17 protein-coding genes are annotated in these 23,780 nt (G+C 70.1%); 9 read left to right on the top strand and 8 right to left on the bottom strand.

Features of this window, described 5'->3' with window-relative positions:
- The first annotated feature begins 212 nt into the window (after window positions 1–212).
- Window positions 213–2,417 (top strand): acyltransferase family protein, encoded by a 2,205-nt coding sequence (locus LR394_RS09995; RefSeq protein ID WP_231440408.1) that lies wholly within the window; start codon window positions 213–215, stop codon window positions 2,415–2,417.
- A 7-nt stretch (window positions 2,418–2,424) separates the two neighbouring features.
- Entirely contained in the window at window positions 2,425–3,693 is a 1,269-nt protein-coding gene (locus LR394_RS10000) for a glycosyltransferase (RefSeq protein ID WP_231440409.1), read from the top strand.
- On the opposite strand, the gene LR394_RS10005 is transcribed toward LR394_RS10000, so the two are convergent.
- Window positions 3,690–4,451: an SAM-dependent methyltransferase gene (locus LR394_RS10005; RefSeq protein ID WP_407937017.1), complete on the bottom strand. Its 762-nt coding sequence runs from the start codon at window positions 4,449–4,451 to the stop codon at window positions 3,690–3,692. The two genes, LR394_RS10000 and LR394_RS10005, sit on opposite strands and share 4 nt — an antisense overlap.
- A 171-nt stretch (window positions 4,452–4,622) precedes the next feature.
- Between LR394_RS10005 and LR394_RS10010 the strand changes: the two genes are divergently transcribed.
- Window positions 4,623–5,327, top strand: coding sequence for an aminotransferase class IV (locus LR394_RS10010; RefSeq protein WP_231440411.1), 705 nt, complete (start codon window positions 4,623–4,625; stop codon window positions 5,325–5,327).
- Window positions 5,328–5,361: 34 nt separating this feature from the next.
- Here the strand turns inward: LR394_RS10010 and LR394_RS10015 are convergent, their stop codons facing one another.
- The 6 genes from LR394_RS10015 to aceA form a co-directional block, all read right to left on the bottom strand.
- Entirely contained in the window at window positions 5,362–6,162 is an 801-nt protein-coding gene (locus LR394_RS10015) for a hypothetical protein (RefSeq protein ID WP_231440412.1), read from the bottom strand.
- Entirely contained in the window at window positions 6,159–7,952 is a 1,794-nt protein-coding gene (locus tag LR394_RS10020) for a vWA domain-containing protein (protein ID WP_231440413.1), read from the bottom strand. Before LR394_RS10020 ends, LR394_RS10015 begins: the two co-directional genes overlap by 4 nt.
- Window positions 7,953–8,108: 156 nt before the next feature.
- Window positions 8,109–9,299, bottom strand: coding sequence for an MFS transporter (locus tag LR394_RS10025; protein WP_231440414.1), 1,191 nt, complete (start codon window positions 9,297–9,299; stop codon window positions 8,109–8,111).
- On the bottom strand, window positions 9,296–10,603 hold the full coding sequence (locus LR394_RS10030; protein WP_231440415.1) for a GH1 family beta-glucosidase: 1,308 nt from the start codon (window positions 10,601–10,603) through the stop codon (window positions 9,296–9,298). The genes LR394_RS10025 and LR394_RS10030 overlap by 4 nt, the downstream gene beginning before the upstream one ends.
- 93 nt (window positions 10,604–10,696) lie before the next feature.
- Window positions 10,697–12,223: a malate synthase A gene (gene aceB / locus LR394_RS10035; RefSeq protein WP_231440416.1), complete on the bottom strand. Its 1,527-nt coding sequence runs from the start codon at window positions 12,221–12,223 to the stop codon at window positions 10,697–10,699.
- Window positions 12,223–13,485, bottom strand: a complete 1,263-nt coding sequence (aceA, locus tag LR394_RS10040; RefSeq protein ID WP_231440417.1) for an isocitrate lyase — start codon at window positions 13,483–13,485, stop codon at window positions 12,223–12,225. The genes aceB and aceA overlap by 1 nt, the downstream gene beginning before the upstream one ends.
- Before the next feature lie 138 nt (window positions 13,486–13,623).
- Between aceA and LR394_RS10045 the strand changes: the two genes are divergently transcribed.
- From LR394_RS10045 to LR394_RS10070, 6 genes are all read left to right on the top strand, one after another.
- Window positions 13,624–15,018 carry a short-chain fatty acyl-CoA regulator family protein gene (locus LR394_RS10045; protein ID WP_231440418.1) on the top strand — a complete coding sequence of 465 codons (1,395 nt, stop codon included), beginning with the start codon at window positions 13,624–13,626 and terminating at the stop codon, window positions 15,016–15,018.
- Window positions 15,019–15,141: 123 nt separating this feature from the next.
- Complete coding sequence (locus tag LR394_RS10050; RefSeq protein WP_231440419.1) at window positions 15,142–16,305, top strand: ROK family transcriptional regulator; 1,164 nt, start codon at window positions 15,142–15,144, stop codon at window positions 16,303–16,305.
- Between the two features lie 50 nt (window positions 16,306–16,355).
- Window positions 16,356–17,675, top strand: coding sequence for an extracellular solute-binding protein (locus tag LR394_RS10055; protein ID WP_231440420.1), 1,320 nt, complete (start codon window positions 16,356–16,358; stop codon window positions 17,673–17,675).
- A complete protein-coding gene (locus tag LR394_RS10060; protein ID WP_231440421.1) occupies window positions 17,672–18,625 on the top strand; it encodes a carbohydrate ABC transporter permease in 954 nt (317 codons plus the stop codon). The genes LR394_RS10055 and LR394_RS10060 overlap by 4 nt, the downstream gene beginning before the upstream one ends.
- Entirely contained in the window at window positions 18,622–19,437 is an 816-nt protein-coding gene (locus tag LR394_RS10065; RefSeq protein ID WP_231440422.1) for a carbohydrate ABC transporter permease, read from the top strand. The genes LR394_RS10060 and LR394_RS10065 overlap by 4 nt, the downstream gene beginning before the upstream one ends.
- Before the next feature lie 12 nt (window positions 19,438–19,449).
- Entirely contained in the window at window positions 19,450–21,060 is a 1,611-nt protein-coding gene (locus tag LR394_RS10070; RefSeq protein WP_231440423.1) for a beta-N-acetylhexosaminidase, read from the top strand.
- 6 nt (window positions 21,061–21,066) lie between these two features.
- Here the strand turns inward: LR394_RS10070 and LR394_RS10075 are convergent, their stop codons facing one another.
- Window positions 21,067–23,718 carry an ATP-binding protein gene (locus tag LR394_RS10075; protein ID WP_231440424.1) on the bottom strand — a complete coding sequence of 884 codons (2,652 nt, stop codon included), beginning with the start codon at window positions 23,716–23,718 and terminating at the stop codon, window positions 21,067–21,069.
- Window positions 23,719–23,780 lie beyond the last annotated feature (62 nt).

A 23,780-nucleotide genomic window follows, 5' to 3' on the forward strand; every position in this document is an offset into this window, starting at 1 on the left:
CTCACTTCGCCCCGGATCGCGCAACACCCTCTTCTTTCCCGTTCTGCCGCAGGCGATGCGGAGGATCGGCGGTAGTGGCGACAGCACCCCGGAGGGTGCGGTAACTTGCAGACAGCAGATCACCGAGCGTGATCATCAAGGTCATCCTGGTGACGTGGATCCAAGGGATGCGCAGCGCCAGGACGGCACGATCCATCCCCGGGGGAACGTCAGTGGAAGCAGGCACCGGCCTCCCGCTTCGCCCGCGCACGAGTACCGCCCCGGAGCCGGCCGCCCGGATCGGCCGAACGCCCGCCGCCGGCACCCTCCGGCTGGGCCCACCTTCGTCGGGTCTTTGGATCCCGCTCCAAACCCCGCGCACCGAGCCGATTCCGGTCCGGCCGGCCCGGGCCGCCGCCGAGCGCACCCCGTTCCGCTCGGACGTGCAGGGCCTGCGCGCGGTGGCCGTGCTGATGGTGCTGCTCTACCACACCGGTCTGGGGCCCAGCGGCGGATTCCTCGGCGTGGACGTGTTCTTCGTGCTGTCCGGCTTCCTGATCACCGGGCTGCTGGTGCGCGAGCACCACAAGACCGGCCGGATCGCGCTGGCCGCGTTCTGGGCCAAGCGGGCCCGGCGGCTGCTGCCCGCCAGCGTCCTGGTGCTGCTGTTCACCTGCGTCACCGCGCGCTGGTGGCTGCCGGCCGCGCGCTGGGAGGACATCGGGCACGACGCGATCGCCTCGGCCGCCTACGCGATCAACTGGCGGATGGCCGCCGAGTCGGTGGACTACCTGAGCGAGGGCGCGGCTCCCAGCCCGCTGCAGCACTTCTGGTCGCTGGCCATCGAGGAGCAGTTCTACGTGGCCTGGCCGCTGCTGATCAGCCTGGTGCTGCTGGTCCGCACCCGGCTGCTGGCGATCGCAGCGATCAGCGCGGTGATCGCCGGTTCGCTGGGACTGGCCCTGCTGACCTACTCGCCGCAGACCTACTTCACCACCCACACCCGGGTCTGGGAGCTGGCGGCCGGGGCGCTGTGCGCGATCACCATGCCCCGCCCGCGCCGCGGCCGGCACCTGCAGGCCGCCTCCACCGGGCAGAGCCGGCTCAAGGCCGGGCTCGGCTGGGCCGGGCTGGTGATGATCATCGGCGCGCTGTTCGTGGTCGGCCCCAGCACGATGTGGCCGGGCCCGCTCACCGTGCTGGTGGTCGTGGGCACGGTGCTGATCCTGCGTTACGGCCTGGCCCCGCAGGGCTCGCACCGGCTGCTGTCCAACCGGGTGCTCACCCGGATCGGCGACATCTCGTACTCGCTCTACCTGTGGCACTGGCCCCTGGTGGTGTTCGCCCAGGTGGACGGCGAGCTCACGGCCACCGAAGGGCTCGCGATCGTGGCGATCAGCCTGGCCCTGGCCGCGGCCACGTACGTGCTGGTGGAGAATCCGGCCCGCAGCGCCCGGTTCTGGGCCCCCACCAAGTTCGGCCTGGCCGGTGGCCTGACCCTGGCGCTGGTGGCGGCGGGCTCGGGCTCCGTGCTGGCCCAGCAGCGCTCGGTACCGGAGGCGGTGCACGCCCTCGGAGCGGCCGGCGACATCGTGGTCCAGCCGACGGCCAACGCCCTCACCCCGCGGCCGGAGGAGGCCAAGAACGACAGCGGCGACATCTACACCCGCGGCTGCCCGTCCAACTACGCCGACCCGGGTGTCCGGCCGTGCGTGTTCGACTTCCGCACCGGCCCGGCCTCGCCGACCGTGGTGGCGGTCGGCGACTCGAAGATGGGCCAGTGGGTGCCCGCGCTGCAGGAGATCGCCCAGGAGCAGAACTGGCGGCTGATCTCGATGACCAAGGCGGGGTGCGCCTTCTCCGACACCCAGCGCAACGAGAACCGGGCGCTGTACACCTCCTGCATCACCTGGAACCACAGCGTGCTCGAGCAGATCCGGGCGATCGGCCCCGACCTGCTGTTCACCACCCAGCTGGAGACCTACCCGGTGCTGCTGGAGGGCCGGGTGGTCAAGGGTGAGGCCAAGCGCCGCGAGATGATCCGCGGGCTGGGGGTGCGCCTGGAGGAGATGAAGAGCCAGGGCATTCCGGTGGTCACCTTCGCCGAGACCCCGCGGATGGCGATGGACGTGCCCGAGTGCGTCAGCCTGAACCTGCAGACCCTGGCCGGCTGCGCCAAGGACCGGGTGGAGGCGCTGTCCGGCTCCGGCATCGTGAAGGCCGCGGCGCAGCGGGCCGGGGACCCGGTGCTGGACCTCAACGACCGGCTGTGCACCTTCTCCCAGTGCCCCGCGGTGATCGGCGACGTGCTGATCTACCGCGACGACCACCATCTGTCCGGCACCTACTCCGCCACCCTGGCCCCGTTCGTCCGGGACCGGCTGGCCGCCGCGATCGACCCGGCCCTGGCCCGGGTGCTGGTACCGAACCGGTCATAATGGGGCAGTGTTCCCCGAAGGCCAGTACCTCGCCGTCACCTCCCGCCTCGCCCTGGACGCCGGCGGCCAGACCGCGATGTTCCTGCTGCGCAACCGGCTTTTCGCCGAGCATGCCGGAATAGTGCCCACCCTGGTCTCTTTCGACGACCAGGTGGATCAGGAGCGGATCCGCGCCACGCTCCGGGCCGAGGGGAAGGTCACCGAGCAGACGCAGTTCCGGAATCTGCACGAATCGCTGAGCACAGAAAACTTTCCGGCCACCCAGGAAAAGCTCTCGGTCCCGGGCCGGGACTACCACCGCCCGGACGGCAGCGTCTACCTGCGCAAGAGCCCGGACGGGGTGTTCCTGGCCGGTCCCGATCAGCGGATCACCCACCGGTTCGACAGCGTCCGGGCCCTGCGCGGCTGGTGGCTGAGCCGGCAGTTCGACCCCGGCCAGAGGGTGTTCATCATCAGCGACAGTCGTTTCGCCGTGCGCAGTCTCGTCCCGCTGAAGCAGAACCCGCAGGTCCGGCTGATCCACGTGGTCCACAACATTCACGTCACTGCTCCCTACCAGCGCGACTCCCCGATCCAGCCGTCGCACGAGCCGGTCCTGGAGGCCATCCCCGAACTCGACGCCCTGGTCACCCTCACCCGACGCCAAGGCGAAGACATCGCAGCCCGTTTCGCCACGGCGAACAACCTGCGCGTGATCCCCAACCCGATCGATGGTGGCCCGACCGCCGAACCCGGCGACCGACGTCCGTTGCTGAGATTTGTCGTTCTGGGCCGCCTGGAACCCCAAAAGCAGATTGCGGACGCGGTGCGCGCCTTTGCCTTGGTGGTCGCCGAGGAGCCGGGGGCGCGTCTGGAGATCTACGGCGAGGGCAGCCAGCGCGCCGAGCTGGAGGAGCAGATTCGCGCCGCCGGGCTGGAAAAATCAGTTGAGCTCAGGGGATACGACCCGGCCGCGAAGGAGGAGCTGCACACGGCCACGGCGCTGCTGCTGACCAGCCGGTTCGAGGGGTATCCGCTGGTCGTGCTGGAGGCGATGCGCCGAGGCTGCCCGGTGATCGCCTACGACATCGCCTACGGACCGCGAGAACAGGTGCGCGACGGCGGTTTTCTCCTCGAGCCGGGCGACACGGCCGGGCTGGCCGAGCGGATGCTGCGCCTGATCCGCGAGCCCGGCCTGGTGGAACAGCTCAGCCGGGCCGCACGCGAGCAGGCCGCCGAGCACACGGTCGAGCAGTACCTGCGCCAGTGGCAGGCACTGCTCCACCACGTGGCTTAAGGCTTTTTGGCGATGCCGGCCCAGTACCAGGCCGACTCCGGGTTCTCCACCGGGCCGTCGGGCCGCCAGGCGCGCACCGGCACCAGTCCCGGCTCGATCAGCTCCCAGTCGCCGAAGAATGCCTGCACCTCGGCCTTCGAGCGCGGCACGAACGTCATCCCGGAGGCCCGGGCGGCATCGGTGACCTCGGCCACCACCGGCGGGTCGAAGTCGGCGGTGGGATGCGTGATGGCCAGGTAGCTGCCCGAGGGCAGGGCCTCGCGCAGCCTGGCCACCGAGGCCTGCGGCCCTTCCTCCTCACCGATCAGCATCATCACCGCGATCAGCATCAGCGCGACCGGGCGCTCCAGGTCCAGCTGGGCCTGCAGTTCCGGGTTGGCCAGGATCTCCTCGGCCTTGCGCACGTCGGCGTCGATGTAGGCCACCTGGCCCACCTCGTTGCTGATCATCAGGGCGCGGGCGTGGGCCAGCACCACCGGGTCGTTGTCGGCGTAGACCACGTGCGCGTCCGGCGCCACCCCCTGCGCGGTCTCGTGCAGGTTGGGGCTGGTGGGGATGCCGGTGCCGATGTCGAGGAACTGGCGCACCCCCTCGGCGGCCAGCACGTGCGCGGCCCGGTTGACGAAGTCGCGGTTGGCCCGGGCCATCTCGCGCATCGAGGGGATCTTCTGCAGGAACAAATCGGCCAGCTGCCGGTCGGCCGCGTAGTTGTCCTTGCCGCCCAGCCAGTAGTCGTACATCCGCGCCGAGTTCGGGATCAGATGATCCGGGTGGACCGCCTGCTGACGGACGGTGCTGTCTTCCAGCGGATTCACTGGCTCGGTCACGGGTTCCCCTCCCGATCCGCGCCGGTGCAGGGTCCGGCGCCTTTGTCGCATCTGTGCCGGTTCAGGCTAGCGGTGACAGCGCCTGCGTGACCATGGGTGACAATGCCCGACGTGAAAGAGCGCTGGACGGGCCCGGGCCGATTCGCCCCCGCCCCGAACCTCATCAGTCCCGTCGAGGTGGCCGACTCGTGGCTCGTGGACGATGGGCGCTGCCGCGGGCTGGACCTCCACCGCGCGCGGTTCACCCGGTCCTGCGGCGGCGGTGAGCGGTTCTTCGACGACGTGGTGGCCCGGCTGCCCCGGTCCGGGCGCTGGTTCCCGCGCGTGGAACTGGCTCAGGGCGAGTTCACCGTCCAGGTCAGGCCCGCCCCACCGATCGCCACCGAGGTCGCACTCCGGTTGCCGGGCGTGCCCGACCCACGCCGGCGTCCTTCAGTCAAGGGACCGGATCTGGAAACCCTGGTGCAGTTGAGGGCGCAAACCGGGGACGGCCGGGAGCCGGTGCTCCTCTCCCCCGAGGGTTGGGTGCGGGAGGGGGCACTGAGTTCGCTGATGTGGTGGCGGGGAGAGGTGTTGTGCGCGCCGCCGGAAGGGCCGGGTCTGCTACCAAGCGTGACTCGGGCCCTGGTCCTGCAGATCGCTGCGGGCCGCGCCCAGGAGGTGCGCTTCGAACAGGTCCAGGCCGAGGAACTGGCCGGGCTGGAGTGCTGGTCGATGAGTGCGCTGCACGGTATCCGGAGCACCGGCAACCAGGTTCGGCGCGAGGCGTGGCAGGCGGAGTTGCTCGGGCTGGCTGCAGAAATGTGAGACGTCCTCCTCGCCTCGATCAGGCCGGTGACGGTCAGGGGGTGGCTGGTTGCGGCGGCGCCGGGATGTGGTGCTCCGGATCGCGGGGCGACCACATGGCCAGGCACCTCAGCCGCAGGTCCGGCTTCCCCCGGAGCGGACTGTCCTCGGGCAGCGGCTGAGCGGCCTGCAGCCATCCGACGGTCGACAAGGTGGTCCCGGTCTGCACGATCACCCCCTCGTCCAGCAGGAACCGGGGCTCGATCCGGGTCCAGGCCTCGCCCTCGGCCTCGGCCACCCACACCTTGAGCAGGGTCTCCTGCTCGGAGACCCGCTCGGACTGCAGGATCTGGACATGCATCTTGTAGATCGTGTAGCCGTCGGGATGCCGGGGGAACTTCACGGCCGGCGGTATCCGTAAGTACTTCTCCAGCTTCCGGTACCGTTCGCGGGGCGAGATGTTCAGGCTCTGGGTGATCTCGCGCTGCCGGTTGAAACCCGCGTTGAGCGCGTTGACGCCGTTGATGCCGAGGTTGGCCCCCTGCACCACGGTGACCGAGCCTTCGGTCACCGACCGGCCCAGCCCCTGCAGCACCAGGATGATCCGCGGATCGTTCAGGTACACGAAATACCGCTGGTCCGGGGTCCGGTTGCGATACAGCAGCGCGGCGACGACACCGCCGTAGACCACCGGGGCCGGCAGGGCGGCCGGCCAACCGCCCTGATCCAGCAACGCGATCGCCAGCAGGTAGGTCATGGCCGCACCGATCGCGCTCAGGTGCAGGGTGGAACCGGCGTAGCTGAGCACCTCCTCGAGCCATCGGGGCCCGGGGTCGGCAGGCCGGCTGGTGCTCATTGGTTCCCGCGAATCTCACGCATGACGTCCAGGAGGCTTTCGGTCGAGGTGTCGAAGACCCGGCCACCGGTCCGAGCCGCCAGCCGGCACAGCGGCTCCTCGCTCTGCTGGATCGGGTCCTTCAGGTTCTCGCAGGTGGTGGCCACCGGTCCCTGACCGATCGCCACCACGTAGACCGGGACGTCCCGGTTCGGCAGCTTCTTCCAGAGTTCCTCGAAGTGGCGCAGATTCATGCCCTTGCCGGTGACTCCGTCGGTCAGCAGAACGATGGTGGAATAGTGTCGGCCGCTGTAGGTTTCCCAGTTGCCGTCCGGCGCCTCCTGCCGGCCGAGTTCGGCCAGCCGGTAGAAACCCTCGTACAGCGCGTCGTACAGCGCGGTGGATCCGGTCGGCTCGATCGCGTCCACCCGGGCCATCAGCTCCTGCTGGGCCGCAGAACCGGGCGGGCCGGTGATCGTGGCCAGGATCAGGTCGCGCCGGCTGCGCAGCGTTCCGTCGGCGGCCACCTGACCGGGCAGCTCGCTGTTGAACGGCAGGATCCACACCTGTTCCCGGTTACGGAACCGGCGGAACTGCGGTACCGCGCTGCGCGCATCACCGCCCGACAACTCCCGGAACACGTTGCTCAGAGCCTGCATCCGGGTCTGGGTCAGGCCCTCGATCTCCTCGTTCCCCATCGACCCGGAGGTGTCGATCACATAGAGAGTGCTGGGCGGCTTCCGTGACTCGTTCTGGTAGGTCAGAATCAGGTCGTCCAGCTCGGTCTTGCTGGCCGGGATGGCGACCTCCTCGGCGATCTCGGGAAAGTCCTGGTTCAGGCCGGGGAAGGCGACCGAGCGGCGCCGGGTGTCCTGGACGATCCGGGTCTGCGCCCAGCTGTCCATCAGCCAGCCGGTGAGCCGACCGTAGGCCTCCTTCTGCTCGCTGCTCACCTCGTTCAGCAGCATCAGCGGGTAGTCGGCCATCGCCACCCCGTCGCTCGGGTAGACCAGCTCGACCACGCCGGAGTCCTGTTCCAGGGTGAGCAGTTCCGACTCGTAGTTGAACAGCGCGTCCACGTCGATCAGGGCGGGGAACTGGTCGGCCAGATAGCCCGAGCTGTCGGAGATCCGCTGCAGGCCACCGGTCGCCCCGTTGCCGCGGAACAGGCTGGTCAGCCTGGGGCCGACCGCGTCGATGGCCGCGGTGCTCAGCGGCTCGCCGTGGTTGAACGCGGTCGCCGCCGCGGCCAGCGCCGACAGGCCGGAGTTGGACATCGCCGGATCGGTCATCGCGAAGGCGAAACCCTCGCCGGTCTGCGGGTCGGGCTGGGTCTTGGCCGCGATCTCCTTCCAGGTGGGCGCCTCCTGATCCCACCCGTACTCGGCCGCGACCTCCGGACGCACGCCGAGCGCCACCGGCGATTCCATCACCGGTTCACGGTCCTGGACGTAGGACTTGCGCAGCACGTCGAGGTAGGAACTGCTGGCGAACCAGGCCAGTTCGTACGCCTTCGGGGAGGCTGCGATCTTCTCGGCCCCGCTCAGACTGCCGGTGAACTCGACCTTCAGGCTCACCCCGGTCTCCCGCTCCAGCCGCCGGCGGAACTCCGGGTCGGCCGCGTCCTCGGGGTCCAGCAGGTCACGCAGCTCAGAACCGGCCAGCATCTTCAGCTCGACCCGCGCGTCCTCGTCCACGACCGGCGCGACCGGCACCGGTTCCGGCGGGTTGAGCCCGACCAGGAGCATCCCCAGGACGCCGACCACCGTCAGCAGCAGTCCGAGCATGGAGCGGCCCGGCACCTTGCGCATCAGTTCCACCCCCCGGTGTGTGCGTCCGGCCTCCACGGTCCACCACATAAGTGACGTACGTCCTTTAGTTACCGAATAGATACCCCCGACGTCGGTCTTGGCGGGAAAATGTCACCGCCAGGCCATGCCTCGTTCATCTGCGATACGTAGAGCCGCTCAGGGCACCGAGCGGATCTGCCCGACCAGCACCGAGCCGAGCACGCTGATCCCCGCGGCCAGGCCGAACACGCCTGCGTAGCCCAGATCCACCGCCAGCACGGCGGCAGCCAGCACCGGCGCCAGGACCTGCGGCAGGGCAGCGGCGATGTTGATCACGCCGAGGTCCTTGGCCCGGTCGTCCTCGGCCGGCAGCACCTGGGTGATCAGGGCGAAGTCCACGGCGGTGTAGGCGCCGAAGCCGATGCCCAGCACCACCGCCCCGACCCAGGCCGCGAGAACCGTTGGCACCAGGGCGAACAGCAGCAGCGCGGCCGCGGTGACCAGGCCCGAGCCGATCACGAAGACCTTGCGCCGGCCGATCCGGTCCGAGGCGAGTCCGCCGGCGAAGGCGGTCAGCACCGTGCAGGCGCCGTAGACCGCGGTCAGCGCGAACACCGTGCTCTCGGCCTCGTCGTCGGGCAGGCCGACCGCGTCCTGCAGGTAGTAGAGCAGGTAGAGGATCAGCAGGGCGTTGCCCAGATTCATCAGGAACCGGGTGATCCAGGCCCAGGCGAAGTCCGGATGGGCCCGCGGGGAGACCCAGAACGACGACCAGGCAAAGGACGTGGGTGGCTCGGTCCTCGGGGTGTCCCGCGAGTTCAGGGCGTAGGGAACAGTGGTGATCAGCAGCAGTGCCGCGAGGGCGAGATAGCCGGCAGCAATACTCCCGGTGGCCGCGGCAACACCGGAACCGGCCACCACGCCCAGGGTTTGAGCGACCGCGAGCGCTCCGCCGACGGTTCCGCGTTCGCCCACCGGCACCTGGTCGGGCACGGTGGCGGTGAGGGCGGCCAGCATGGCGTTGAGCGCGGCCTGGGCCAGCGCCCACGCCGCCACCATCTGCCCGATGTTCTCGGCCGCGGCCAGAAGCAGCATGGCCACGGCCCCGCCGGCGGCCCCGCCCAGCACCCAGGGCAGCCTTCGGCCCAGCCGCAGCGTGGTCCGGTCCGAAAGCGCGCCCCAGAACGGGTTCGTCACCGTCGAGACCGCCGCACCCACCCCGGTCACCAGCGACAGCGCCGACTCCTTGTGCTCCGGCGCCAGAGCCTCGGCCTGCTGGGCCAGCAACACCTGGATCGGACCGAAAAACCCCGACCACAGACCGATGCTGGCCAGGAAGAGCCCGAAGACCCAGAGCCGGGATCTCACGCCGATCCGGCGCGGTGCGCCCGGACCCGCTCGGCGTACCAGTGGAACGAACGCTTCGGGGTCCGCACCAGCGTCTCGAATTCGACGTGCACCAACCCGAATCGCTGGGTGTACCCGTGTGCCCATTCGAAGTTGTCCAGCAGCGACCAGCAGTAGTACCCGCGCACGTCCACCCCGCGGGCCACCGCCTCGGCCACCGCTTCCAGGTGGGCCTCGAGGTAGTCGATGCGGGGCTGGTCGTCGTGCCGGTCCGGGTACGAGCAGCCGTTCTCGGTGATGATCACCGGCGGCAGGCCCGGGTAGCGCGCCTGCAGGTCGAGCAGCAGTTCGGTCAGCGCCTCGGGCACCACCGGCCAGCCGAAACCCGTGGTGGGATAGCCGGTCAGATCGGCGTACTCGAACGGCAGCGCGGCTCCGGAGGCGGCCGCCCGCGCACCCATCGGGTTGTAGTAGTTCACCCCGTAGAAGTCCAGCGGCTGGGCGATCTGGGCCAGGTCCTCCTCGAGCGGGCCGGGCATCGCCTCGCTCAGGCCGTCCGGATAGCGGCCCAGCAGGATCGGGTCGGCGAACAGCCGGTTCCACAGCAGATCCAGGAATGCGGCTGCCACCCGGTCGGATTCGCTGTCGGTGATCGCCCGGACCGGGAAGTGGTTGGTCGCCGTGCCGATCTGCGCCGCCCCGGCCGAGCTCAGCGCCTGAACCGCCAGCCCGTGCCCCAGCAGCAGATGATGCGCGGCCGGCAGGGCATCGAACAGCAAGGTCCGCCCGGGCGCCAGTTCCCCCAGCGCATACCCTTGCAGCGCAGCCACGTTCGGCTCGTTCACCGGGCACCAGTGCGTCACCCGATCGGCCAGCCGGTCAGCCACGACCGCCGCGTACTCACCGAAGCGGAAGGCGACGTCGCGGCTCAGCCAGCCACCCACGTCCTCAAGTTCTTGCGGTAGATCCCAGTGGTACAGCGTGGCCATCGGCGCAATTCCCGCCTCGAGCAACGCATCCACCAGCCGGTCGTAGAAGGCCAGGCCGCTCTGGTTGGCCGCTCCGCTGCCGGTGGGCTGGATCCGCGGCCAGGCGATGGAGAAGCGGTAGCCCCCGGCCCCGAGCTGCTTGAGCAGTTCCACGTCCTCGGCCCAGCGCTCGAAGTGGGCGCAGGCGATCGCCCCGCTGGTGCCGTCGACGATCCGGCCCGGCTCGGCGCTGAAGGTGTCCCAGATGCTCGGGCCCCGGCCGTCCGCCATGATCGCGCCCTCGATCTGGTAGGCGGCCGTGCTGGTCCCGAAGACGAAGTCCCGCGGCAGATTCATGCGCCCCTCCAACCTCATGAGGGTCCGATATTCGCAGAATGCACGTTTCGTCGGTGTGCCGCTCACCGCTGGACGGAGAGCGGCACACCGAGCTCAGGCCGCCGAGCTCAGATCCTCCAGCTGCACCAGGTGCTGGGCGTAGGCCCGCGGGGTGAAGAAGGCGGGCAGGTCGGGGCCCAGGGCGGTCTGGACGAACAGGTCGAACACCTTGCCGCCGTGGGTCAGGCCGGCCGTCTCCTCCCAGACCAGCCGCTCGACCAGGGCCCGCGGGAACACCTCGTGCCGGACCCACTGCCAGACCAGGCAGCGCGAGATCTCGGCGGTGGCGGCGTCTTCCATCAGACCGAAGATCGCCACCGCGCCGTTGCCGCTGAGCCAGGCATCCAGGTAGCGCACCGTCACCGCGATGTTCTCCCGCAGCCCGTCCTCGGTGACCAGAGTTCCGGCCGAGCTGAAGTCCAGCAGCTCCTCGGCGCTGACCCAAACCTCCGGGCGCCGCCGGTGCAGCTGATCCGGCCGCGGCCCCAGCACGTCGTCGAAGACCTCCCGGCACAGACCGACCAGCCCCGGATGCGCCACCCAGGAGCCGTCGAAACCGTCCTCCGCCTCGCGCTCCTTGTCCTGACGCACCTTGGCCTCGGCCACCGCGTTGGCCTCGGCGTCGCGGCTGGGGATGAAGGCCGCCATCCCGCCGATCGCGTAGGCGCCCCGGCGGTGACAGGTGCTGACCAGCAGTTCGGTGTAGGCCCGCAGGAACGGCACGGTCATGCTCAGCTGGTCGCGCTGCGGCAGCACCTGCTTCTCGCCGAAGGTGCGCACGATGCTGAACAGGTAGTCCCAGCGCCCGGCGTTCAGGCCCGCACAGTGCTCACGCAGCTCGTACAGGATCTCCTCCATCTCGAACGCGGCCGTGATGGTCTCGATCAGCACGGTGGCCCGGATCGTCCCCTCCGGCATCCCCAGCTGCTTTTGAGCCAGATTGAAGACGTCGTTCCAGAGTCGCGCTTCTGGGTGGCCTTCCAGCTTGGGCAGGTAGAAGTAGGGACGCTCGCGGCCGGCGTGGGTGAGGAAGAGGGCGAAGTCGACCAGGGCACCGGCGACCGGACGGCCGTGCACCAGGATGTGCTGCTCGTCCAGGTGCCAGCCCCGCGGCCGGGCGACGACCGTGGCCGGGTTCGCACCGACCCGGTAGCGCTTGCCGTTCTCGGTGAAGTCCAGCCGTCCCCGCGCAGCGTCGAGCAGGGCCAGCTGCCCCTCGACCAGGTTCGGCCAGGTAGGCGCCAACGCGTCCTCGAAGTCGGCCAGCCAGACCTGCGCGCCCGAGTTGAGCGCGTTCACCGTCATCTTCGGGGTGGGCGGACCGGTGATCTCGACCCGGCGGTCCCGGAGCCCCTCGGCCGCCCCGGCCACCCGCCAGTCGCCGTTACGGATCCAGGCGGTCTCGGGCCGGAAGTCCAGCTTTTCCTCGCCTGAGGCCAGCCGGCGCCGCCGGGCCACTCGTTCGGCCAGCAGCTCCTGCCGCCGCTCCTCGAAGGCCTCGTGCAAGGTCTGGATCAGGGCCAGGGCCGGCGGGGTGAGGATCTCGGCGTACCGGCCGCCGGTGGTGCCCAGGATCTGCATCAGAACTGCTCCTGTTCGGTCGAGCCGGCCAGCGCGGTGGTCGCCGCCGCGGGGTTGATCGCGGTGCTGACCAGGTCGAACCAGCCGGTGCCGACCTCCCGCTGGTGCTTGGTGGCGGTGTAGCCGTCGGCCTCGCTGGCGAACTCCCGCTCCTGCAGGTCGACGTAGGCGCTCATCCCGGTCTCGGCGTAGCCCCGGGCCAGGGTGAACATCGAATGGTTGAGCGCGTGGAAACCGGCCAGGGTGATGAACTGGAACTTGTAGCCCAGGTGCCCGAGCTCGCGCTGGAACTTGGCGATGCTGTCGTCGTCCAGGTGCTTGCGCCAGTTGAACGAGGGCGAGCAGTTGTAGGCCAGCATCTGGTCGGGGTACTGCGCCTTGATCGCCTCGGCGAACTTCCGGGCGACGTCGAGATCGGGCTTGGAGGTCTCCATCCACAGCAGCTCGGCGTGCGGGGCGTAGGCCAGGCCGCGGGCGATGCACGGCTCGATCCCGTTGCGGACCCGGTAGAAGCCCTCGGCCGTGCGCTCGCCGGTGATGAACTCCTGGTCCCGCTCGTCCACGTCGCTGGTGATCAGGGTGGCCGCCTGGGCGTCGGTCCGAGCGATGATCAGGCTGGGCACGCCGGCGATGTCGGCGGCCAGGCGGGCGGCGTTCAGGGTGCGCACGTGCTGCCCGGTCGGGATCAGCACCTTGCCGCCGAGGTGGCCGCACTTCTTCTCCGAGGCCAGCTGGTCCTCCCAGTGCACCCCGGCCGCGCCCGCCGCGATCATCGCCCGCATCAGCTCGAAGGCGTTCAGTGAGCCGCCGAACCCGGCCTCGGCGTCGGCCACGATCGGGGCCAGCCAGTCGGTGCCCTGCTGCCCCTCGCTGTGCGCGATCTGGTCGGCCCGCAGCAGCGCGTTGTTGATCCGGCGGACCACCTGGGGCACCGAGTTGGCCGGGTACAGGCTCTGGTCGGGGTAGGTCTGGCCGGCCTGGTTGGCGTCGGCCGCGACCTGCCAGCCGGAGAGGTAGATGGCCTTGAGCCCGGCCCGCACCTGCTGCACCGCCTGGTTGCCGGTGAGCGCGCCCAGGGCGGGCACGTAGTCCTCGCTGTGTAGCGCACGCCACAACTTCTCGGCCCCGATCCGGGCCAGGGTGTGCTCCTCCACGACCGTGCCGCGCAGCCGGACCACGTCCTCGGCCGAGTAGGTGCGCTCGATCCCCCGCCAGCGCTCGTCCGACTTCCACTGGGCGGCAAGGTGATTGGCGTTGGTCATGTCGGCCTCCTCGGTAGCTTTCGTTCCACCATCGCAGTCCGGTCGGGGACGGACGAGGGGCCCAATCCGCCAATTCCGGCCAAGTTTTCGCTGCGGACTGCGAATTTGCGGATTTCCCGCTGTGGTTATCTTGCCGAGGTGGAGAAGACGTTCGCCGGGCCGCGCCTGCGTCAGCTGATCACCGATCGGCAGCTGAGCCAGGTCGACGTCGCCCGCCTGCTGGAGATCTCGCCCAGCTACCTGAACCAGCTGCTGCACAACCAGCGGCCGCTCACCGTGCCGGTGCTGCTCAAGCTGACCGAGGTGTTCGGGGTGGACACCAGCTTCTTCTCCGGGGACGACACCACCCGGCTGAGCGCCGAGCTGCGCGACGTGTTCGCCGATCTGGGCGTGTCCACCGCCGATGCGGCCGAGCTGGCCCGGCACTTCCCGGACAGCGCACGGGCGGTGACCCTGCTGCACCACCGCTACCGGCAGGCGAGCGAACAGGTGGCCGCGCTGTCCGGGGACCGCGAGCCGGCCGCGGGCACACCGATGCCGCACGAAGAGGTGCGAACCTTCCTGTACCGCCACAAGAATCACTTCGCAGGCCTGGACCAGGCCGCCGAGAGCCTGGCCGCCCTGCTGGACCTGCCCGACCGCCGGGCGCACGAGGTGCTGAGCCGCCGGCTCGGCATCTACGGGGTGCGGATCGCCGTCAGCCCCGAAAACGCCGACGATCTGCACCGCTTCGACCCGAAGGCCCGGGTCCTGCACCTGTCCGAACGGCTAGGTCCGGGCCGGCAGGCGTTCCGGATGGCCGGGCATCTGGCCTTCATCGAGCAGGAGGACCAGATCGCCGAGCTGACCGCGCAGATCGATCAGGACGAGACCCGCACCCTGGCCCGGATCGCCCTGGCCAACTACTTCGCCGCCGCCCTGCTGCTGCCCTACGGCGACTTCCTGGCCACCGCCGAGCGTTTCCGTTACGACGTGGAGCGGCTGGCCGAGCACTACGGCGCCGGGTTCGAGATGATCTGCCACCGCCTGTCCACCTTGCAGCGGCCCCGCGCCCGGGGCGTGCCGTTCTCGTTCATCCGGGTCGACCGGGCCGGCAACATGTCGAAACACCAGTCGGCCAGCGGCTTCCACTTCACCCGCACCGGCGGCACCTGCGCCCTGTGGCGGGTCTACGAGGCGTTCGCGGCGCCGGGCCGGGTGCTGCGCCAGATCGCGGTGATGCCCGACGGCAAGCACTACTTCTGGATCGCCCGCACGGTCACCCAGCGCCCGCACCGCTACGGCGCCCCGGGCAAGACCTTCGCCATCGGCCTCGGCTGCGAACTGCGGCACGCCGGGCGCCTGGTCTACTCCAGCGGCCTGGACCTGACCGACCGGGCCGCCGCGGTGCCGATCGGGCCGGGCTGCCGGACCTGCGTGCGCGACGACTGCGCCCAGCGGGCGGTGCCGCAGATCGGCAAGGCTCTGGCGATCGACGAGAACAGCAGTCGTTTGGCGCCCTACCCGACCGAGTTCGGCCGCCCTCCCGGATAAACAACCGGGCCGACGTCCGTAGATCCTGGCGGTTTCTGCGGACTTTGGAGAAACAAACCGTTTACCGCGTTCATACACGAGGAATATTGACGGTCACTGGGCTAACTGTGATCGTTGCGGCTCATGTCGTTGTTGTCCGGATCGCGAGGGCTGAAGGCGCTGCGCTCCACCAACCGCCGCCGGTTGCTGGACCTGCTGCGCGAGCACGGTGAGCTCAGCCGCGCCGATCTGGCCCGGCGCACCGGGCTTTCCGCCACCACCGTCTCCAGCCTGATCACCGAACTCGCGACTCAGGGCATGGTGGCCGAGGGCGGGGTGGACGATCACAGCCGGACCGGGCGGACCGGCCGTCCGGCCCGGCTGGTGCGACTGGTCGGCGAACGCGGACTGGTCATCGCTCTGGGGGTGACCCGGGACGAGGTCACCGCGGCCGTCTGTGACCTGTCCGGCGCGGTTCTCACCGAACAGACCCGTCCGGTCGAGGTGGACCGAGCCGATTCGCTGGCCCGCATCGCCGCTCTGGTCAACGAGGCGGCCGGGGCGGTCCGCGGACCGATCACCCGGCTGGTGCTGGGAGTACCCGGCGTGGTGGAGACCAGCACCGGCTACATCAGCTCGGCCCGGGTCTCGGCCTGGCAACAGCTGGCCCCCGGGCCGGTACTGGCCGCCGCGACCGGCCTGGACACCTACGTGGAGAACGACGCGGATCTGTGCGCCCTGGGCGAGCACAGCTTCGGCGCGGCGCTGGGGATGGACGACATCGCCTACGTGAAGGCTTCCTCCGGGATCGGCGCCGGGCTGGTGCTGGGCGGCCGGCTCTACCGCGGTTACCAGGGCGGCGCAGGCGAACTCGGGCACATGGAGGTGGCCGAGTTCGGCGATCTGTGCCTGTGCGGCAACCGCGGCTGCCTGGAGACCCAGGCCTCGCTGGAGAACGTGCTGAGCGCGCTGCGGGTGGTCCGGCCCGAGGTCCGCACCGCCGCCGACCTGGCCGAGCTCGTCCAGGCCGGTGACCGCGCGGCGATCCGGGTGGTCACCGACGCCGGTCTGGCGATCGGCCGCACCGTGGCGGCCCTGTGCAACGTGCTGGCCCCGCAGGCCGTGGTGGTCGGCGGCGAACTCGCCGGTGGCGGAACCCATCTGGCCGACACCATCCGCAATGCCGTCGAGCGCTACACCAAACCTCGCACCGCCGAGGGAATCACCGTCCTACCCGCCCAGCTCGGAACCCGGGCCGCTCTTCTGGGCGCCGTCGCCACCGCTGTCGCGGCTGAAGCAGCGGCCTGAGCAGTTCTCGCCGTACCCGTCCGGTCCCGCTTCCTGAGGAGTCCTGAACCATGAGTCGCATCACCACCGCCGCCGTCTTCGGTCTCACTGCCGCGCTGGCCCTTTCCGCCTGCGCCAGCAGCGGTTCCAGTTCCGGATCGACCGACAGTGGGGGCGGGCCGAAGGCCGTCCCAGCAGCCAAGGGCGAGGGCCAGACCCTCACCGTCTGGTCGATGAACGGTGACTACACGCCCGAGACCCTCGAGGCGATCAACGCCGAGTTCACCGAGCAGACCGGCGCCGAGGTGGACGTGCAGATGCAGGAGTGGGACGGGATCACCACCAAGATCAGCACCGCCCTGTCCACCGACAACACCCCCGACGTCCTCGACCTGGGCAACACCCAGGTGGCCAGCTTCGCCGCCAACGGGGGCCTGGTCGACGTCACCGACTACCGGGACGACCTGGCCCAGGGCCGCACCTGGCTGGCCGGTCTGGAGGAACCCGCCACCGTGGACGGCAAGCTGTACGCCGTGCCGGGCTTCGCCGGCGCCCGCGCCGTGGTCTACAACAAGAAGATCTGGGCCGCAGCCGGTGTCACCGAGGCCCCCACCACCTACGCCGAGTTCACCGCGGCGCTGGACAAGATCAAGGCCGACAACACCGCCTCGGACTTCTCGCCGTTCTACCTGCCCGGTCAGTACTGGGCGGCCGGCATGCAGTGGGTCTGGGACGCCGGCGCCGAGATCGCCACCGCCGAGGGTGATACCTGGACCGGTGGCTTCTCCACTCCGGAGGCGCAGAAGGGCCTGAACGACTGGAAGGCGATCCAGAACAAGTACTCGGCCAAGGCCTCTCAGGCCCTGCACACCGACAACCCCGACTTCAACCAGCTCTTCGCCGACGAGAAGACCTCGGCCATGCTGACCACCACCGGCAGCATCGCGCTGATCCTGGAGCGCAATCCCGACCTGAAGGAGGAGGATCTGGGCACCTTCCCGCTGCCCGGGATCTCCGGTGAGACCCAGCCGGCCATGCTCGGCGGCTCGGACTGGGGCATCGCGGCCAAGAGCGATGCCGTGGACCTGGCTCTGGCCTGGACCAAGATCGCGGTCAGCCCGCAGTTCCAGGACGAGTACGTGTACGGCAAGGACGGCTGGATCCCGAACAGCACCGAGGCGATCGAGGCCGCGCAGGCCACCCTGACCGAGCCGCTGAAGGGCTTCTACGACGCCGCGCTGAACTCCAAGGCCACCCCGGCGGCCGCGCAGTGGGCCACGATCGAGGGTGACAAGAGCATCAACCAGCTCTTCTCGGCCATCGCCACCGGGGCGAAGACACCCGAAGAGGCTGCCAAGGAGTTCGACGCCCACCTCGCCGACACGCTGTGAGCGTCCGTACCCCCGCTCCCCCGAGCACTTCCGCCGCCCCCGCGCCCAGTGCGCGGGGGCGCCGCCGGGACCTCACCCCGCTGTGGCTGCTGACCCCGGCCGGCCTGGTGATCACCGTGGTGACCATCGCGCCGATCTTCTACCTGGTCTACACGTCCTTCACCGACTACAACCAGAGGACGCTGTTCACCGGTGAGTTCACCTACACCGGCCTCGATCAGTACACGAGTCTGCTGAGCAGCGGCGCGTTCTGGCGTTCGCTGCTGCGCACCGTGCTGTTCACCACGGCGATGGTGGCCGGCAGCATGCTGATCGGGATGGCCGTCTCGCACCTGCTGACCCGGGTGAGCACGTTCTGGCGCTACACCACCACGGTGGTGCTGATCCTGGCCTGGGCGATGCCGAACGTGGCCTCCACCCTGGTCTGGAACTGGCTCTTCCAGCCCGGTTACGGGGTGCTGAACTGGCTGCTGGCCCAGCTGCGGGTGTTCGGCGACACCACCGACCTGAACTGGGCCGACGACCCGATGCTGGCCTACACCGCGATCTGGCTGCTGATCGTCTGGCAGGCGGTGCCGTTCATCGCGCTGACCCTGAACGCGGCCGAGCAGCAGGTGCCCCCGGAGTACCAGGAGGCGGCCCGGCTGGACGGGGCGGGCGAGTTCACCGTGTACCGGGTGATCACCCTGACCTTCCTGCGCCCGACCCTGCTGCTGGTCACCATCCTGTCGGTGATCTGGGACTACAACGTGTTCAACCAGATCTGGCTGTTCTCGGCCGGCGGCCCGGGCGAGGCCACCTCCACCCTGGGCGTGTTCACCTACCGCACCGCGTTCATCGGCTTCGACATCGGCCAGGGCGCCGCGATCTCGGTGGTGACCACGCTGATCCTGCTCGGCCTGACCGCGCTGTACATCCGCAACCTGCTGAAGTCGGGAGAGAATCTGTGAAGCGGGGCGCCGACCTGCTGGCCGCGCTGTTCTGCCTGGTCTGGGTCTTCCCGGTCTACTGGATGATCAACAGCGCCTTCAAACGCCGTGACGAACTGCAGAGCACCACGCCGTATTTCGTCCCCGCGCACCCCACCCTGGACAATTTCGTCACCGCCTTCACCCAGGAGAACTTCCTGACCAACCTGCGCAACAGCGTGATCGTGGTGGCGGCCACGGTGGTCCTCTCGATCGCGATCGGCATCTTCGCCGCGGCGGCCCTGTCCCGCTTCCGGTTCACCGGGCGCCGGGCCGTCCTGGTGGTGATCCTGGCGGTGCAGATGCTGCCCGGCACCGCCCTGCTGATCCCGATGTTCTCGCTCTTCAACACCGCCAATCTGCTCGGCACCTACTACGCGCTGATCCTCGCCTACCTGGCCACCACCCTGCCGTTCTCGATCTGGGTGATGCGCGGGTTCTTCGTCGCCATCCCGGTGGAGATCGAGGAGGCCGCCCGTTGCGACGGGGCCGGGACCTGGCGGATCCTGATCAGTGTGCTGTTCCCTCTGGTGGCCCCGGGAGTGATCGCGACCAGCATCTTCGCCTTCATCGCGGCCTGGAACGACTACCTGATCGCCTACACCTTCATGCAGGACCAGGACCACTACACCCTGCCGGTCTGGCTGGCCTCGTTCACCAACCCGAACGTGGGCACCGACTACGGCGGGCAGATGGCCGCCTCGGTGATCTTCTCGCTGCCGGTCGTGGTGTTCTTCCTCATCGTCCAGCGCAATCTCGTGGCCGGTATGTCCGCCGGCGCCGTCAAGGGTTAGAAGGGTTGATCGATGCTGATTCCCCGTCCGCTCGAATCCGTCTACGACGAGGGCGAACTCGTTCTCGACCGCAGCACCACGCTGTCCGCTCCTGACCAGCTCAGCGGGGCGCTGGCCTGGCTGCAGCAGGCGCTGCGCCCGGCCACCGGTCTGCCGCTGCACGAATCGCCGGTGGGTACCGTGGAGCTGCGGCTGGACGAGGCGCTCGGTGAGGAGGCTTACCGGCTGGAGGTGACGGCCCAGGGTGCGGTGATCATCGGGGGCGCTCCAGCCGGGGTGTTCTACGGGTGCCAGGCCCTGCTGCAGTTGCTACCGCCGCAGATCTACCGCAAGGCAGCGGTTTCCGGTGTTCGCTGGGCGGTTCCGGCCGTCCGGCTGACGGATTCGCCGCGGTTCGGCTGGCGCGGCGTGATGCTCGACGTGTGCCGGTTCTTCCTGCCCAAGCACGACGTGCTGCGTTTCATCGACCTGATGGCGGTGCACCGGCTGAACACCCTGCACTGGCACCTGACCGAGGACCAGGGCTGGCGGATCGAGATCAAGCGTTACCCGCGGCTCACCGAAGTCGGCGCCTGGCGCCAGGAGTCGCAGGTCGGGGCCGGACCCGAGAGCCCCACCGACGGACGTCCGCACGGCGGCTTCTACACCCAGGACGACATCCGCGAGATCGTGGCCTACGCCGCCGAGCGGTTCATCACCGTGGTCCCGGAGATCGAAACCCCCGGGCACGTCCAGGCCGCGCTGGCCGCCTATCCCGAGCTGGGCGTCCACAAGCAACCAGTGGACGTGTGGCCGCACTGGGGTATCAACCCGAACGTTCTCAATCTGGAAGAGTCCACGGTCCAGTTCTTCCTGAACGTGTTCGACGAGGTGCTCGAGCTGTTCCCGTCCCCGTACATCGGGGTGGGCGGCGACGAGTGCCCGCGTGATCAGTGGCAGGCCGACCCGGCCACCCAGGAGCGGATGCGGGAGCTCGGCATCACTCGCGAGGCCGATCTGCAGACCTGGTTCATCCGGCGGCTGGACGAGCACCTGAGCAAGGCCGGGCGCCGGCTGTACGGCTGGGACGAGATCCTCGAGGGTGAACTGGCTCCGGGCGCGACCGTGGCTTCCTGGCGGGGTATGGCCGGAGCGGTGACGGCGGCCCGCCGGGGGCACGATGTGGTCGCTTGCCCAGATGATGTGGTCTATCTGGATTACCGGCAGTCCGAGTCACCGGACGAGCCGATCCCGGTGTCGATTCCGCTGACCGTGCAAGATGTTTACGCGTTCGAGCCGGTGCCTACGGAGCTGAGCGCGGACGAGGCCAAGCACGTGCTGGGCGGGCAGGCGAACATCTGGACCGAGCACATGGACAGCCCTCGCACGGTGGACTTCTTCGCCTACCCCCGGCTGTGCGCGGTGGCCGAGGCGCTGTGGGGCCCGGCCGAGCGTGACTTCGCCGATTTCAGCCGTCGGCTGGAGCATCACCTGGCCCGGCTGGACGCGCTCGGAGTGGAGTACCGGCCGGCCGACGGGCCCAAGCCGTGGCAGCAGCGGCCGGGAGTTCCCGGGCGACCGGCCTCCCGGCAGGAACGGGCCGCCCACATCGCCTCGCTGGTCGAGAACATCGTCACGCCGTGAGTGGGACTACCGGCATCTGGACTTCGCCGGTGGGAAGGCTCTGGTGGCGGTGATTTTCAGGATGAGCTGCTGACGGGTGGCGGTGCGGGCCGGCCGGGTCCGGGTCCTGGTGGCGCCGAGCAGTTCCCGGCTCGTCCCACCGGTCAGCGGCCCGGTCGGACCGGCCAGCTCGGTGCGGGTCTGCTCGGCCCAGTGCGCGGCGCCCAGGTCCTCGAAGATGTACAGGGCCTGGGCCAGAACGGCCCGGGCCTGCGGGCCCCGGGGCAGGGAGCGGCCGAGACTGAGCAGGGTGCGGGCCCGTTCGAAGGGCATCGGCAGGCGGTCGTGCACCTGCAGGGCCCGGGCGAAGACGGCCTCGGGCTCGTGGGCCAGCAGGGCCCGGCACCGCAGTGTCCGGGCGATCAGCAGGTCCGCGCGGCAGCCGGGGGCCGGCTCGTCCACCGCGATGTCGTCGAGCAACTGCTGGGCCTCGGACCGGCGACCGGCCCCGGCGTAGGCCTCGACCAGGTCGAAGGCCCACGGCACGATGCTCTGCTCCCGGGTGCCCGGCAACTGGGCCGCCGCCTCCAGCAGGGCGATGGCCTCCTTCAGATCACCCCGGCCGAACGCCAGCAGCGCCCGGGTGTGGGTGATCTGCAGGTCCAGGCCGGGCGCCTGGCAGCGCGCAGTGACCTCGCCGGTGCGGGCCAGCATCTTCACCGCCACCTCGCTGCGCCCCTGCCCAGCATGCACCCGGGCCGCGAAATACCTTCCGTACACGCTGGCCTGGCGGGTTTCCTCGGCCAGTTCGACGCTTTCGGCCGCGCAGGCCAGGGACCGTTGCCAGTGCCCGAGGCGGAACTCCAGCTCGGAGGCGATGGCGAGGGTCTGCGGGAGCACGCCGAGGGCACCGTGGGCGCGGGCCTCGGTGATGACGGCCTGCAGCAGCCGGTCTGCCAGCGGGTAGTCCTCCAGCCAGATCGCCACGCAGGCGGCGTGGGCGTACTCCTGCACCCGGGGCAGTGGCGGCTGGCTCAGCAGGGCGGGCACTACCTGGCTGAGCAGCTTCTGGCCTTCGGCGCGGTGCCCGTTGATCACCAGGCCGGCGCTGTGGGCCACGGCGGCCACCAGAGCGGCCGGGCCCTGGGTGTCCCGGCTGAGCTCGAACGACCGCCGGGTGGCAGCCAGGAGTTCGGCCGGCTCGCCGAGCATGAAGTGGGCGATCGCGGCATCGGCGAACATCAGTGCGGCGCGGGCCGGATCGGCCTGCTGCACCTCGTGGGCGCCGCGGATCATCTCGTTCATCCCGTCCCGCGGGAGCGCCCGCCACATCCGGACGTAGCCGCGCATGTGCCGGATCAGGGCCCGCAGGTGCGGATCGTCGGTGCGTTCCAGGGCCTCGTCCAGCAGCGGGATCATCTTCCCGGTGCGCCCGGCGAGCTGCCAGCAGCGGGCCGCCCGGACCAGCCGGGCCGGCCGGTCCGCCGGTTCCCCGAAGTGCGCAGCCTTCTCGAACGCCCTGGCCGCCTCGGCATTTCCGCCCCGGGAGCGGGCCCGCGCCGCGGTCTGCGCCAGCAGCTCACCGACCTGCGGGCACGGGGCCGGCACGGCCTGGGCCAGATGCCAGGCCCGGGCGTCGGCCGCCGCCGCGCCCGGCCAGTGGTTCAGGGCTTCGGCCAGAGCCGCGTGCACTTCGACGAGTTCGCTGCGGGCGGCGTTCGTGTTCAGCGCCGAGCGCATCAGCGGATGCTGCAGTTCGACGCTCGCGCCCTCGACCACCAGCAGGCCGCCGGCCTCGGCCGGAGCCAGGTCCGCCAGGCCCAGGTTCATCACCGGCAGGGCCCGGCGGACCAGATCGAGATTGCGGCCGTGACCGGCGGCGGCGATGAGCAGCAGAGCCTTCCGGGTCCGGGCCGGGAGTTCGGCCAGCCGCCCGGCCATGATCTGGGTCAGCGTCTGGCCGGGCAGCCGGCCCGGTGAGGCACACAGTTCCTGGATGCCCAGCGGATTGCCGGCGCTGTCGGCATGGATCTGATCGGCCTGCTCCTTGGACAGGCCGGGGGCCAGGGCCTGGCACAGCTGCCGCGAGCCCTCGGCGCCGAGGCCGGTCAGGGCGAGTTCGGGCAGGCCGGCGCACTGGCGGGTGAGCACCTCGGCAGGCCCGAAGCCGGTACGGACCGCCAGCAGCAGACCCACCCCTTGATCGGTGATCCGCCGGGCCGCGAACAGCACGGCCTCCCGGGAGGACGGGTCCAGCCACTGCAGATCGTCGATCACCACCAGCAGCGGGTTCTCCGCGGCGAGCGCGCGCAACAGGCTCAGGGTCGCCGCGCAGAGCGAGAACCGGTCCACGTGCACCGGTTCGCCCGGCGCCGCCGGCGGCCCCGATCCCAGCGCGGCGTTCAGGGCCTGGGCCTGCGGGCCGGGCAACTGCTGGATCTGCGGGTGCACCGGCCGGAACAGCTGGGCCAGCCCGGCGAACGGCGCGGTGGAGGCGGCCTCCTGCCCGCGGGCGCTCAGCACGGTCAGGTCTGCGGCCCGGGTCTGCGCGTAGGCCAGCAGCGCGCTCTTGCCGATCCCGGCCTCGCCCCGGATCACGAGCGTGGAGGCGCAACCGAACCGGGCCCGACCGAGAACCCGGTCGATCACCTTCAGTCCGGAAGCTCGTCCGAACAACATTCTGTGAGTCTACGTGCCGTTTTGCCCGGTCTGGACCGCCGGGTGGGCCGGTCGTGGTGAGT

The organism is Kineosporia babensis (assembly GCF_021129305.1).
In the GTDB taxonomy this organism is placed as follows: domain Bacteria; phylum Actinomycetota; class Actinomycetes; order Actinomycetales; family Kineosporiaceae; genus Kineosporia; species Kineosporia babensis.